Consider the following 12,314-nt stretch of genomic DNA (forward strand, 5'->3'; position numbering starts at 1 on the left):
GACGGTGCCCCCTTCTCCACAAGACTGCGGACACGACAAGATTGGTCAATGGCCGACAAGACAGGGGTGTGACAGTGGCGGGCAGGCTCAAGGCGCCGACCGGTCGTTACGGCGGCAAGTCCGCCGAGCAACGGCAGGCCGAGCGGCGCGGACGCTTCCTGGACGCCGCGCTCCAGCTGTTCGGCGACACCCCTGGGTACCGCGCCACGACCGTCGCCGCGCTCAGCGAGGCCGCGGGACTGTCCACCCGGCAGTTCTACGAGGAGTTCCGCAGCCTGGAGGACGTCCTGGCCGCCCTCCACCTCCAGGTCAACGACTGGGCCGAGGGCGCCGTCCTGGCCGCGCTCACCGCGGCGGAGGGCCTGCCCCTCGCCGAGCGGTGCACTGCGATCTTCCAGGCCTATGCCGCGAACGTCACCACCGACCCGCGCCGCATCCGCATCACCTTCGTCGAGATCATCGGGGTCAGCCCACGGCTGGAGGAACAGCGGCTGGCCCGCCGCGCCCGCTGGGTCAACCTCATCTGCAACGAGGCGAAGGCCGCCGCCGAGCGCGGTGAGGCGGCGCGGCGCGACTACCGGATCGCCGCGGCGGCCTTCATCGGCAGCGTCAACGGTCTGCTCCACGACTGGAGCGCCAGCTGGGTGGACGCCACGCTGGACGAGATCGTCGACGAACTGGTACGACAACTGCTGGGCATCATGCAGCCGCCGGGCTGGAACCGCTAGGTCCTGTCGTCGGCGGCGTGCTCCTTCAGGCGGCGGGCCAGCGCGCGTACGAGAGTGCGCAGCTCAGCGGGGCGTTCGATGACGAACGGGCGGTCGAGGGCGGCGAGGACGGGCGGGATCCAGTCCAGCCGCTCGGCCCGCATCCGGACGTGGACCCATGCGGCGTGTTCGCCCGCCGCTGAGGCGTTGGGGTCGGTCTCTCCGGCATCCGGTGCGGCGGTGGCCGGGAGCATGGACAGGGTGGCGATCCCGGCCGGGAGATGGCCGCGGATGTGCTGCACGCTGCCGCGGATGCGCAGCGACACCTCGTGGGTCCAGGGTGTGCGCGCGAGGCTGTCCAGCACCGTGGCCGCCGGGTCGAACTCCGCCGGGACGGCGAACGAGCCGGACCGCACGCTCATGGCGGCGATCCGGTCCAGCCGGAAGGTGCGTACCTCCCCGTCGGCGGGGTCGGCGCCGGTCAGATACCACCGTCCGGCATGCGCCACGAGACCGTAGGGCAGGACGGTACGGTCGCTGTCGCGACCCTTCCGGTCGGTGTAGCTGATCGCCACCGGCCGCCGATGGAGCGCGGCCTCGGCGAGTTCGAGCAGGACCTCCGTCTCCGGGGCGGTGCCGGCTCGGGGCCGCGCGGTGAAGTCGGCCGTGTTCAGCAGGGCGTCGAGTCGTCGGCGCAGGACGGCGGGCAGCACCCGCAGCAGTTTCGCGGTGGCACTCTCGCTCGCCGCGGCGGACGTGGTGACGAGCCCCGCCTTCCGGCCGGCCAGCAGCCCGAGCACCACGGCCAGGGCCTCCTCGTCCGTGAGCATCAGCGGGGGCATCCGATAGCCCGGAGCGAGCCGGTAGCCGCCGTATCGACCGCGTACCGAGTCGACGGGTACGCCCAGTTCCAGCAGGTGGCCGACGTAGCGGCGGACCGTGCGTTCGTCTACGCCCAGTCGGACGGCCAGGTCGGGGACGGTACGGAGGCCGCCGCCCTGGAGGATCTCCAGCAGGGCGAGGACGCGCGCGGTCGAGGTGGTCACCCGGAAAGTCTGCCTCGGATACCGGGCGGAAGCTGTCCGGTATGGGTCCTAGCGTGAGGAACGCCGGTTCATCCGGTACCGCCTCCGACCTCTGACAGGAAGCCCCTCATGAACTTCGTCTCGATCCGTGTCATCACCGACGACGTCGCCCGTCTCGTCGGGTTCTACGAACAGGTCACCGGCGTCCCGGCCACGTGGTCGACCCCCGACTTCGCCGAACTCGTCACGCCGGCCTGCACGTTGGCGATCGCCAGCACCCGCACTGTGGCCCTTTTCGGTGCCGACTCCGCTCGCCCCGCCGCCAACCGCTCGGTGATCACCGAGTTCCGCGTGGCGGATGTCGACGCCGAGTTCGAGCGCCTGGTGCCCCTCGACTGCGAGATCGTGCAGAAGCCGACGACGATGCCGTGGGGCAACCGCTCCCTCCTCTTCCGGGACCCCGACGGCAACCTGGTCAACTTCTTCACGCCGGTGACCCCCGAGGCCGTGGAACGACAGCGGCGCTAGGCCCTGTCGTCACATTCCCTCCCCCACTGCCTAAAGGGCGTGGGAGGTGCCCCCAGCCTCGCGACGCCATGCACGCACTCTCGCCGCACCGGGCGCAGCCCCAAGTACGTCCAGTACGAGGGTCTACGCCCGGCACTCCCCCAGCCTTCGGCCGGGGGGACCCCCAGAGCACGCACCTGACGCCGCGCGGCCGCCCTCCGGGCGACGACGGGAATGTGACGACAGGGCCTAGACCAGCCTGTCCAGGGCGGCCAGCACGGGCGCGACGCCGTCCTCGGCACGCACCCGGGCGCCGAGGGCTCGCGCGCGCTCGGCGTAGGCGGGTTCACGCGTGGCCCGTACGAGCGCGGCGGACAGGGTGTCGGCGGTCAGTCCGCGCAGCGGTACGGCGACCGGAGCCACGCCCAGGGTGACCAGCCGCGCGGCCCAGAAGCCCTCGTCGAACTGGATCGGCACCGGCACGGCCGGTACACCGGCACGCAGCCCGGCGGCGGTCGTGCCCGCACCGCAGTGATGGACCACGGCCGCCATGCGCGGGAACAGCGCCGAATGGGGGACCTCGCCGACGGTCAGGACGTCGTCACCGGCCGCTTCGAGGCCGGCCCAGCCGCGCTGGACCACCCCGCGCAACCCGGCCCGGCGCAGGGCACGCACGATCTCGGCGCTCAGCCGCTCCGGATCGGGCACGGTGGCGCTGCCCAGCCCCACGAAGACCGGAGCCGGACCGGAGTCGAGGAAGTCCCGTAGTTCGACGGGGAGTTGGGCGTCGACGTCGTACGGCCACCAGTAGCCCGCCACCGTCAGTCCGGGCCGCCAGTCGGCCGGACGAGGCACGATCAGTCGGCTGAAGCCGTGCTGGACGGGCCAGTTCTGCCGTTCCCGGGCCCGGAGCGCGGCGCCGGGCCGGGTGCGGGACAGGCCCAGGCGGGACCGCACCTCCGGTACGGCGGAGGCGAAGACGTGCTCCACCGCCCGGTTCACCCCACGCCCGGCGACCCGATTGCCGAGCCCGCCCCAGGAGCCGGCTCCGAGCACCGGCGGTGCGAACTCCCTTGTCGGCGCGAGGGGTTGGAGGTACACACCCATGCTCGGCAACGACAGGCCCTCGGCGACGGCATGCCCCAGCGGGCCCAACGAGCTGGACAGCAAAAGCACTTCGTTCGCCCGGGCGGCCGTCAGGAGATCGTCGGTCATCCGCCCGACCAGCGCCCGCGCCATCCCCACCACTCGCAGCAACTTGCCCGCACCCGAGCCGCTCCGGTGCAGCCCGCGCCCCCGCGAGGACTCCAACTCGGCCCGGGGATCCACCGGAAGGGGATGGAAGCCGACGCCCGAGCCCGCCACCAGGGGCGCGAAACCTCCGTGAGTGACGAGGGTGACCTCGTGGCCCGCCCGGGCCAGGGCATGTCCGAGTCCGGTGTAGGGGGCCACGTCGCCCCGGGATCCCGCTGTCATGATCGCTACGCGCACGACGGTCAGTATCCCGCCCGGTGGCCGACGGGTGGGGGATTCCAACTGCCCCTCGTGTCACAGCCGTTGACTTCACCCTCCAGTGGCTCTACTTTCAGCGCGCCGCGTCGTTCGGCGACCCGATCCTGGTTCGAAATATCGGCAAAGGAGCCGCATGTTCCGCACCCCCTTCCTGCGCGCCCTCGCGATGGCCGCAGCGGCAGTCACCCTGCTTCTCTTCACCAGACCAGCGCCCGCGGACCCACTCCGGGCAGCCCCGGTCGCCTCGACGACCCGTCAGATGGCGGTGCCCACCGCCCCGATGGGCTGGGCCTCCTGGAACAGCTTCGCCGCGAAGATCGACTACAGCGTCATCAAGGCGCAGGTCGACGCGTTCGTCGCCGCGGGCCTCCCGGCGGCCGGATACAAGTACATCAACATCGACGAGGGCTGGTGGCAGGGCACCCGCGACAGCGCGGGCAACATCACCGTCGACACCAGCGAGTGGCCCGGCGGGATGAGCGCCATCGCCGACTACATCCACAGCAAGGGCCTCAAGGCCGGTATCTACACGGACGCCGGCGCGAACGGCTGCGGCTACTACTACCCGACGGGCCGCCCCGCCGCCGCGAACACCGGCAGCGAGGGCCACTACGACCAGGACATGCTGCAGTTCTCCCAGTGGGGCTTCGACTTCGTGAAGGTCGACTGGTGCGGCGGCGACGCCGAGGGCCTCGACGCGGCGACGGCGTACAAGGCGATCAGCGCCTCGGTCACCAAGGCCACCGCCAGCACAGGCCGCGCGCTGACCCTCTCGATCTGCAACTGGGGCTACCAGAACACCTGGAACTGGGCCACGGGCCTCGCCCCCATGTGGCGGACCAGCACGGACATCTACTACTACGGCGGCACGGCGTCCCAGGCGAGCGTGCTCTCCAACTTCGACCAGACCCTGCACCCGGCCGCCCAGCACACCGGCTACTACAACGACCCCGACATGCTCACCGTCGGCATGTCCGGCCTCACGGCGGCCCAGAACCGCACCCACATGGCCCTGTGGGCGATCTCCGGCGCCCCGCTACTGGCCGGCAACGACCTCACCACGATGACCAGTGAGACCGCCGCGATCCTCAAGAACGCGGACGTCGTCGCCGTCGACCAGGACGCGCGCGGACTCCAGGGCGTCAAGGTCGCCGAGGACACCACCGGTCTCCAGGTCTACGGCAGGGTCCTCTCCGGCACCGGCAACCGTGCGGTCGTACTGCTCAACCGCACCTCCTCCGCCCAGAACATCACCGTCCGCTGGTCCGACCTCGGCCTGACCGGCGCCTCCGCCACGGTCCGCGACCTCTGGGCGCAGACCAACCTCGGCTCGTACGCCACGAGTTACACCGCCAGCGTCCCGGCGGGCGGCTCGGTGATGCTGAAGGTGAGCGGCGGCACCGAGGCGGCGAGCACCAACTACACGGCCACCTCCACCGGCAAGTACACCGGAGTCAGCGCGGCGAGCACCGGCCTGGACGTCGTCGACATCCCCTACACCAACACCGGCTCCACCGCCGTCACCGGCACCCTCCAGGTCAACAGCCAGACCGCGACCACGGTCTCCTTCCCACCGACCGGCTCCAGCCAGGGCACGGTCTCGGTCCAGGTCGACCTGTCGAAGGGCTCCACCAACTCCCTCACCTTCACCGGCAGTTCACTGCCGACCCTGGGAGCGATCAACGTCCAGCCCATCCCGGGCACGAACGGAAACCTGGTCGTCGGCACCGGGTCCGGCCGCTGCGCCGACGTCTACAACAACACCATCACCAACGGCACGCAGGCCGAGATCTGGGACTGCAACGGCGGCCAGAACCAGGCCTGGACGTACACCTCCCGCAAGGAACTCGTGGTGTACGGCAACAAGTGCCTGGACGCCTACAACAACGGCACCACCAACGGCACCAAGGTCGTCATCTGGGACTGCAACGGCCAGAACAACCAGAAGTGGACCGCCAACTCCGACGGCACCCTCACCAACGTCAACGCGGGCCTGTGCCTGGACGCGTCCGGTGCCGCCACGGCCAACGGCACCTTGCTGATCCTGTACACCTGCGGCACGGCGAACAACCAGAAGTGGACGCTGACGTAGCCGCCCCCGCTCCTGTGCAGCACATCGTCCCGCCGGTCGTCAGGACCGGCGGGACGCGCGTCCCTAGGCGAGCGCGAGGGTGACCAGGCCCGTCGCGGCAAACAGGGCGCACGCCAACAGGCAGCAGGCGAGGGTGCGTTGCCGCAGTCGCCGGTACGTCTCCTCGTACTCGTCCCGCAGTTGACGGCCCCGCTCGGCCGTGCGCTGCCACGACAGGCGGCTGAGGGCCAGGTACTCCGCCTCGAACTGCCGCTCCACCTCGATCCGTTGGCCGTCGGTGAGCCAGTCGAGCCGTGCCGTGAAACGGGCGGCGGCCATACGGCCCTCTGCGTGGGCGGTCGCGATGAGCAGGTGGCCCTCGATGTCGTTGAGGAAGGCTCCGGCGTCGAGGGGGTGCTCGTCCATCGCGGTCACCGGGGGGTCAACTCCCGTTCCAGGGCCGGGATATCGGAGTGGTGGAGGTCGAAGGCCGGGGACTCGCTGCGGATGCGGGGGAGCGAGACGAAGTTGTGCCGCGGCGGCGGGCAGGACGTTGCCCACTCCAACGAACGGCCGTAGCCCCACGGGTCGTCGACCTCGACCTTCTTCCCATACTTGGCCGTCTTCCAGACGTTGTAGAGGAACGGCAGGATCGACAGGCCGAGCAGGAACGAGAAGATCGTCGACACGGTGTTGAGTGTCGTCAGGCCCTCCACCGCCAGGTAGTCGGGAATCCGGCGCTGCATCCCGTTCACGCCCAGCCAGTGCTGGACCAGGAAGGTGCCGTGGAAGCCGATGAACAGCGTCCAGAAGGTGATCTTGCCGAGGCGTTCGTCGAGCATCTTGCCGGTCATCTTCGGCCACCAGAAGTGGAAGCCGGAGAACATTGCGAACACGACGGTGCCGAACACGACGTAGTGGAAGTGGGCGACGACGAAGTACGAGTCGGAGGTCGAGAAGTCGAGGGGCGGGGACGCGAGCATGACGCCTGTCAGGCCGCCGAACACGAAGGTGATCAGGAAGCCGGTGGCCCAGAGCATCGGGGTCTCGAAGGACAAGGACCCCTTCCACATGGTTCCGATCCAGTTGAAGAACTTCACGCCGGTCGGTACGGCGATGAGGAACGTCATGAAGGAGAAGAACGGGAGGAGGACTCCGCCGGTGACGTACATGTGGTGCGCCCACACCGTCACGGACAGGCCGGCGATGGAGATCGTGGCCGCGACCAGTCCCATGTAGCCGAACATCGGCTTGCGGGAGAAGACCGGGATGACCTCGGAGATGATGCCGAAGAACGGCAGGGCGATGATGTACACCTCTGGATGGCCGAAGAACCAGAAGAGGTGTTGCCACAGCAAGGCCCCGCCGTTTGAGGCGTCGAAGACATGTGCCCCGAACTTCCGATCCGCCTCCAGCGCGAACAGCGCGGCGGCGAGAACGGGGAAGGCCAGCAGGACCAGGACGGCGGTCAGCAGCACGTTCCAGCAGAAGATCGGCATGCGGAACATCGTCATGCCCGGTGCGCGCATGCAGATGATCGTGGTGATGAAGTTGACCGAGCCGAGGATCGTGCCGAAGCCGGAGAAGGCCAGACCCATGATCCACATGTCGCCGCCGATGCCCGGCGAATTGACCGCGCTCGACAGCGGCGAGTACGCGAACCAGCCGAAGTCCGCCGCGCCCTCCGGGGTGAGGAAACCGCCCACCGCGATGAGCGAGCCGAACAGGTAGAGCCAGTAGGCGAACATGTTCAGCCGCGGGAAGGCGACGTCCGGGGCGCCGATCTGCAGCGGCATGATCCAGTTGGCGAAGCCCGCGAACAGTGGTGTCGCGAACATCAGCAGCATGATCGTGCCGTGCATCGTGAACGCCTGGTTGAACTGCTCGTTCGACATGATCTGCAGGCCGGGTCTGGCGAGTTCGGCGCGCATGAGGAGCGCCATCACGCCGCCGATGCAGAAGAACCCGAACGCCGTGACCAGATACAGCGTGCCGATCGTCTTGTGGTCCGTGGTCGTCAGCCACTTGATGCTCTTGAGGTCTCTCACGCCCCGCCTGTGTCCGCGCCCCGCCCGCGCGTCACACTCGACGGACGCGAGGAGAATCACGAAATCGGGTGTGACGATCGCCCGGGTGCCGGACACGAACGGGACATGAGCAACGACGAGAACTTCGCCGCTGCCTATCGCGAGCACTACTGGGCGGTCAGCCGCTACGTGGCACGGCGACTGGACGGGCGGAACAGCGAGGTCGAGGAAGTGGTGGCGGAGGTCTTCACCGTCGCCTGGCGCCGCCGCGCGGATCTGCCGCCGACCCCGCTGCCCTGGCTGTACGGCGTGGCCCGCAACTGCCTGGCCAACGCGGTGCGGGGGTACGGGCGGCGGCGTCGGCTTGTCGACCGGCTGGGCAATGACGAGAGCGCGCACGGGCGGCAGGTTGTGGCCGGGCCCGGTGCGGATGCCCCCGGCGGCTGGGTGCACGAGGCGTTGGCGCGGTTGTCGTCGGGTGACCAGGAGGTGCTGAGGCTTACGGCGTGGGAGGAACTGGGTGTGGAGGAGGTTGCCGTGGTTCTTGGGTGTGGAGTACGGGCTGCGGCAATGCGGTTGCACCGGGCGCGGCGGAGGCTGAGAGCGGAGATTGATCGGCTCGCGGTGCTTGGAGGGGCGGGGTGTTGATCGAATTCTCTGCGGCGCCGTTGTGGCTGGTCGCGCAGTTCCCCGCGCCCCTTTGGGGCGCCACAGTGGCCCCGGAGGAACATCGTCATGGCTGATGAGCTTGAACTTCTTCGTAGCGCCAACCCGTTCACGAGCGACGGGTCCCTCTACGGCGACGGGCCGCTTGACCATCACGCCGAGCGCGGGCTCAACCGGCTGCTGTACGAACGGCGTTCACGGCGTCGGCGAGTGCTCTGGAGCCTGGCGGCCGCAACTGCCGTCGCCGCGACGGTGCTTACCCTGGTGCTGGGCGGGCCGAGCAGTACCCCGGCGGTGGCGGCGCCCCGCCCCTTGGTCGTACAGGCGAACTCCACGCCGGTGTCCCTGAAGCAGCTCGCCGCCCTCGCCACGGCGGTCGCCGTAGACGGAACTCCCGCTCTGCGCAGGGGAACTCACGTGCAGTCATGGAGCCTCGGCATGTCCGACGACAAGCCACCCGTCACTATCCCCGAGGAACGCATCGTGCGCTGGCACGCGGACGACAGTCACACGGAGCGTGACATCGAGGACGGGCGTGTCCTCAAGGACACGACGTATCCGCCGAGTTGGAGCGATGTCCCGCCCGATGCCCGGCCCCCGCACGACGTGGCGGGACTGCGGGCGTACCTCCAGGAGACGGCGTACAGCAAGACGCCGTTGACCACCCCCGAACTCCTGTCAGCCGTGGGGGAGTTGCTGGACCACTGGACGCTCGGGGCGCGTGAGTCGGCCGCGTTGGCGCGGCTGCTCGCGGGGGCGGACGGGTTGCGGCCCGTGGGGGAGGTGACCGACCGGCTCGGGCGGCACGGGCAGGCGTACGTCTATCAGCAGTCCGCCACCCGCCTGATGCTGATCATGGACCCGGCCACCGGCGCCGTCCTCGGAATGGAGAGCACCTTCACGAAGGACCAGCCCGAGTACGGCGTCAAAGCCGGGGACGTCATGGACTACAGCGCCTGGACGCGCTGATCACACCCCGAGCTGCAGGGCGGCGGCAGTCACGGTCTGTTCCAGGAGCGTGGCGATCGTCATCGGGCCGACGCCGCCCGGCACCGGCGTGATCAACGAGGCGCGTTCGGCGGCGGATTCGAAGTCGACGTCGCCGACGTTGCCCGCGTTGTAGCCCGCGTCGACGACGACCGCGCCGGGCTTGATGTCCTCGCCGCGGATCAGCCGGGGGCGGCCGACGGCGGCGACCACGATGTCCGCCTCACGGACCACCGCGGACAGATCCCGGGTGCGGGAGTGGCAGTAGGTGACCGTCGCGTCGCGGGCCAGGAGGAGCATGCCGGCCGGCTTGCCGAGGATCGCGCTGCGGCCCACGACGACGGCCCGCTTGCCGGACGGGTCGACGTCGTACTCGTCGAGCAGCCGCATGATGCCGCCGGGCGTGCAGGACACGAAGCCCGGCAGGCCGAAGCTCATCGTCGCGAAGGACGCGAAGGTGACACCGTCCACGTCCTTCTCCGCCGCGATGGCCTCGAACGCGGCCCGCTCGTCGATGTGTTCACCCATCGGGTGCTGGAGCAGGATGCCGTGCACGGTCGGGTCGGCGGAGAGTGCGTTGAGGGTGGCGACCAGTTCGGCGGTGGTCGTGGCGGCGGGCAGTTCCACGTGCCGGGACTCGATGCCGGCCTTGCGGGAACGGTTCTGCTTCATCCGTACGTAGGTGACGGAGGCCGGATCCGCGCCGACCAGCACCGTCGCCAGACAGGGCGCCGTACCGGTGCGCTCCGTGAGGTCGGCGGCCTTCTTCGCGGTGTCCTCGACGATGCGCCGGGCGAGCGCGGTGCCGTCCATGAGCTGTGCCTGAGACATGATCCACTCCTGAGCTGGTTGACCAATCGCCCAGGCGCACGGCATCGACTCCGCGTGGGCCGCTCCACGGTGGTGCTCCACCTCAGCGCCAGTCACGACCCACGAACAGCGTAACCGAGGGCTCTACGACTGTCAGGAGCCGGTCTCCGCGGGCGCTGCCGTCGGGTCGACGCCGGCGAGGAACCCCCGGGCCTGCGCCGCGAGGCGTACGGCCCCGATGGCTTCCGCCCAGCGGGCGACCTCCGTCGAGAGCGCAGTGGCCCCGGCCTCGTCGCCGGAGTCCCGGGCCAGGACGGCGAGCAGCAGTTGCTGGGAGAGGGTGCCGGGGACCGTGCCCGCGGCGGCGCCCAGTGTGGCCGCCCGGCTCCAGCGGTCCAGGGCGCGGGCGTGGTCACCGGCATCGTGGTCGTGGTCGCCGAGGTGGCGCAGGGCCTCGCGGGCCAACAACGGGTCGTCGCCCTGCTCGGCGGCGCGCAGCGCGGACGCGTAGTGGGGCGGCGCGCCCGCCAGGTCGGCGAAGTGATTGTCCGTGATCAGGCCGAGGTACATCTCGGCCCAGCCCCGGCGTACCTCGTCCGGCGCGCTGTCCCGCAGTGACTCCGCCTCACGGCGCAGGGCCGCGAGGTCCTCCGGATCCTTGCCGTCGGGGCCCAACCGGAGCCGGCCGTCGACGACGAGCAGTCGGCGGTAGGTGTTGCGCAGCCGCGCGAAGTCCAGGTCCCAGTCACCGCCCGGGAACTCCTTCTCGGCCGCCTCGATACGTGCCGCCGCGGTGTCCGTACCGGCGAACCAGTCCTGTTCCAGGGCGACTTGGGCGGCGGCACGGGCGATCCGCGCCCGGGACTCGGGATCGTCGGCGGTGCAGGTGTCCAGGAGGCGGGAGGCGCGCTTCCACCTCCCCGTCACGCTCAACTCCTGTGCGGTGGCGATGAGTTCCTCGACGGGTATGACCGCGTTCACTGTGGATGTCATGCGGGGGAAGGTAGTTAGGCGAAAAACTATCCACAAGAAAACTACTGCGGGAGGCAGACGGTGGAGGACTCGGTCGACCGGCACGTGGCGGTCTGGGCGAAGGAACTGGCCTGGTTGGACCCGGTGAAGGAGGCGATCTTCTTCCGGCTGGCGATCCTCGCGCGTCATGCCGGCCGGACGCGACGGGACATGCTCGACTCCGACGGGCTCAAGCAGTGGCAGTACAAGGTGCTGCTCATGCTGCGCAGGCTCGGGCCACCGTACGAGACGAGCCCCTCGCATCTCGCCGAACTGCTCGGGCTGACCCGTGGGGCGCTGTCCGCGCGGCTGGTGACCATCGAGGAGGCGGGGCTGATCGTCCGTACCCACGAGACGGGGGACCGGCGGCGGGTACGAGTGCGGCTCACCGACGCCGGATACGCCGTGTTCGAGCAGCATGCGGTGGCCGAGGAAGAGGGCGAGATCGCGCTGCTCGCAGCACTGACCCCAGCAGAGCGGCGGACGCTCGCAGACCTGCTGCGGAAACTGGTGCTCGCCGTCGAGTCGTAGCGGACCGCGCAGGTGCCGTGCTCGCCGAGAAGGTCCAGGTCAGACGAGTGCTGATCTGGACCTTCGGCACCATCCTCGCTATCCGTCCCATGCCTGGATCATGGTCTGCCGGGTGATCTTGCCGTCCTGCAGCAGGAGCATCGACTCGGCGAGGACCCTGGCCCCGTCCGGGTACTGACACGATTCGCTGTAGGCGACACGGTCCCCTTCCACGACGCACTCCTCCAACTTGTGCGTCATGTCGCGGCTGTAGACGTCGGCGAGCATCGCGCCGATCTCGTCCCGGCCGTGCAGGACCTTGGGGTGACTGGGCTGTGTCTGGTGGTCGACGACGTGGATCTCGGCGTCGTCCGCGTAGAGCGACAGAAGTGTCGCCGCTGTGTGATCCTCGATGCCCCGGCGCAGTGCATCGGTGTCGAAGCCGGAGCGTGCCGCGGTGCCCATGGTGACCTCCTCAGAG

At 69.7% G+C, this 12,314-nt stretch carries 13 protein-coding genes and 1 riboswitch; of the genes, 6 read left to right on the top strand and 7 right to left on the bottom strand.

Annotated features, from left to right (window positions below):
• Positions 1-74 precede the first annotated feature (74 nt).
• Positions 75-728 (top strand): TetR/AcrR family transcriptional regulator, encoded by a 654-nt coding sequence (locus tag AB0I69_RS03260; protein WP_363093780.1) that lies wholly within the window; start codon positions 75-77, stop codon positions 726-728.
• On the opposite strand, the gene AB0I69_RS03265 is transcribed toward AB0I69_RS03260, so the two are convergent.
• On the bottom strand, positions 725-1,753 hold the full coding sequence (locus AB0I69_RS03265; RefSeq protein ID WP_363093781.1) for a transcriptional regulator: 1,029 nt from the start codon (positions 1,751-1,753) through the stop codon (positions 725-727). The two genes, AB0I69_RS03260 and AB0I69_RS03265, sit on opposite strands and share 4 nt — an antisense overlap.
• Before the next feature lie 108 nt (positions 1,754-1,861).
• Between AB0I69_RS03265 and AB0I69_RS03270 the strand changes: the two genes are divergently transcribed.
• On the top strand, positions 1,862-2,260 hold the full coding sequence (locus tag AB0I69_RS03270) for a VOC family protein (protein ID WP_363093782.1): 399 nt from the start codon (positions 1,862-1,864) through the stop codon (positions 2,258-2,260).
• 228 nt (positions 2,261-2,488) lie between these two features.
• Here AB0I69_RS03270 and AB0I69_RS03275 read toward each other — a convergent pair whose 3' ends face one another.
• Positions 2,489-3,715, bottom strand: a complete 1,227-nt coding sequence (locus AB0I69_RS03275; protein WP_363094159.1) for a glycosyltransferase — start codon at positions 3,713-3,715, stop codon at positions 2,489-2,491.
• A 169-nt stretch (positions 3,716-3,884) separates the two neighbouring features.
• Here AB0I69_RS03275 and AB0I69_RS03280 point away from each other — a divergent pair, with 169 nt between their 5' ends.
• On the top strand, positions 3,885-5,843 hold the full coding sequence (locus AB0I69_RS03280) for a ricin-type beta-trefoil lectin domain protein (RefSeq protein ID WP_363093783.1): 1,959 nt from the start codon (positions 3,885-3,887) through the stop codon (positions 5,841-5,843).
• A gap of 63 nt (positions 5,844-5,906) precedes the next feature.
• Here AB0I69_RS03280 and AB0I69_RS03285 read toward each other — a convergent pair whose 3' ends face one another.
• Together AB0I69_RS03285 and ctaD are read right to left on the bottom strand one after the other, a co-directional pair.
• Positions 5,907-6,257, bottom strand: coding sequence for a hypothetical protein (locus tag AB0I69_RS03285; protein WP_363093784.1), 351 nt, complete (start codon positions 6,255-6,257; stop codon positions 5,907-5,909).
• Positions 6,254-7,870, bottom strand: coding sequence for a cytochrome c oxidase subunit I (gene ctaD / locus AB0I69_RS03290; protein WP_363093785.1), 1,617 nt, complete (start codon positions 7,868-7,870; stop codon positions 6,254-6,256). The genes AB0I69_RS03285 and ctaD overlap by 4 nt, the downstream gene beginning before the upstream one ends.
• A 105-nt stretch (positions 7,871-7,975) precedes the next feature.
• On the opposite strand from ctaD, the gene AB0I69_RS03295 reads away from it, so the two are divergent.
• Positions 7,976-8,497 (top strand): sigma-70 family RNA polymerase sigma factor, encoded by a 522-nt coding sequence (locus tag AB0I69_RS03295; RefSeq protein WP_363093786.1) that lies wholly within the window; start codon positions 7,976-7,978, stop codon positions 8,495-8,497.
• Positions 8,498-8,584: 87 nt separating this feature from the next.
• Positions 8,585-9,484, top strand: a complete 900-nt coding sequence (locus tag AB0I69_RS03300) for a CU044_5270 family protein (RefSeq protein ID WP_363093787.1) — start codon at positions 8,585-8,587, stop codon at positions 9,482-9,484.
• On the opposite strand, the gene AB0I69_RS03305 is transcribed toward AB0I69_RS03300, so the two are convergent.
• Both AB0I69_RS03305 and AB0I69_RS03310 read right to left on the bottom strand, forming a co-directional pair.
• Positions 9,485-10,333, bottom strand: coding sequence for a bifunctional 5,10-methylenetetrahydrofolate dehydrogenase/5,10-methenyltetrahydrofolate cyclohydrolase (locus AB0I69_RS03305; RefSeq protein WP_363093788.1), 849 nt, complete (start codon positions 10,331-10,333; stop codon positions 9,485-9,487).
• 21 nt (positions 10,334-10,354) lie between these two features.
• Positions 10,355-10,439: riboswitch (ZMP/ZTP riboswitch) on the bottom strand.
• Between the two features lie 26 nt (positions 10,440-10,465).
• Positions 10,466-11,305, bottom strand: coding sequence for a hypothetical protein (locus tag AB0I69_RS03310; protein ID WP_363093789.1), 840 nt, complete (start codon positions 11,303-11,305; stop codon positions 10,466-10,468).
• Between the two features lie 60 nt (positions 11,306-11,365).
• Here AB0I69_RS03310 and AB0I69_RS03315 point away from each other — a divergent pair, with 60 nt between their 5' ends.
• A complete protein-coding gene (locus AB0I69_RS03315; protein WP_363093790.1) occupies positions 11,366-11,854 on the top strand; it encodes a MarR family transcriptional regulator in 489 nt (162 codons plus the stop codon).
• A gap of 78 nt (positions 11,855-11,932) precedes the next feature.
• Here the strand turns inward: AB0I69_RS03315 and AB0I69_RS03320 are convergent, their stop codons facing one another.
• Positions 11,933-12,298, bottom strand: a complete 366-nt coding sequence (locus AB0I69_RS03320) for a nuclear transport factor 2 family protein (protein WP_363093791.1) — start codon at positions 12,296-12,298, stop codon at positions 11,933-11,935.
• Positions 12,299-12,314: the final 16 nt, after the last annotated feature.

Source organism: Streptomyces sp. NPDC050508 (assembly GCF_040655155.1).
Taxonomy (GTDB): domain Bacteria; phylum Actinomycetota; class Actinomycetes; order Streptomycetales; family Streptomycetaceae; genus Streptomyces.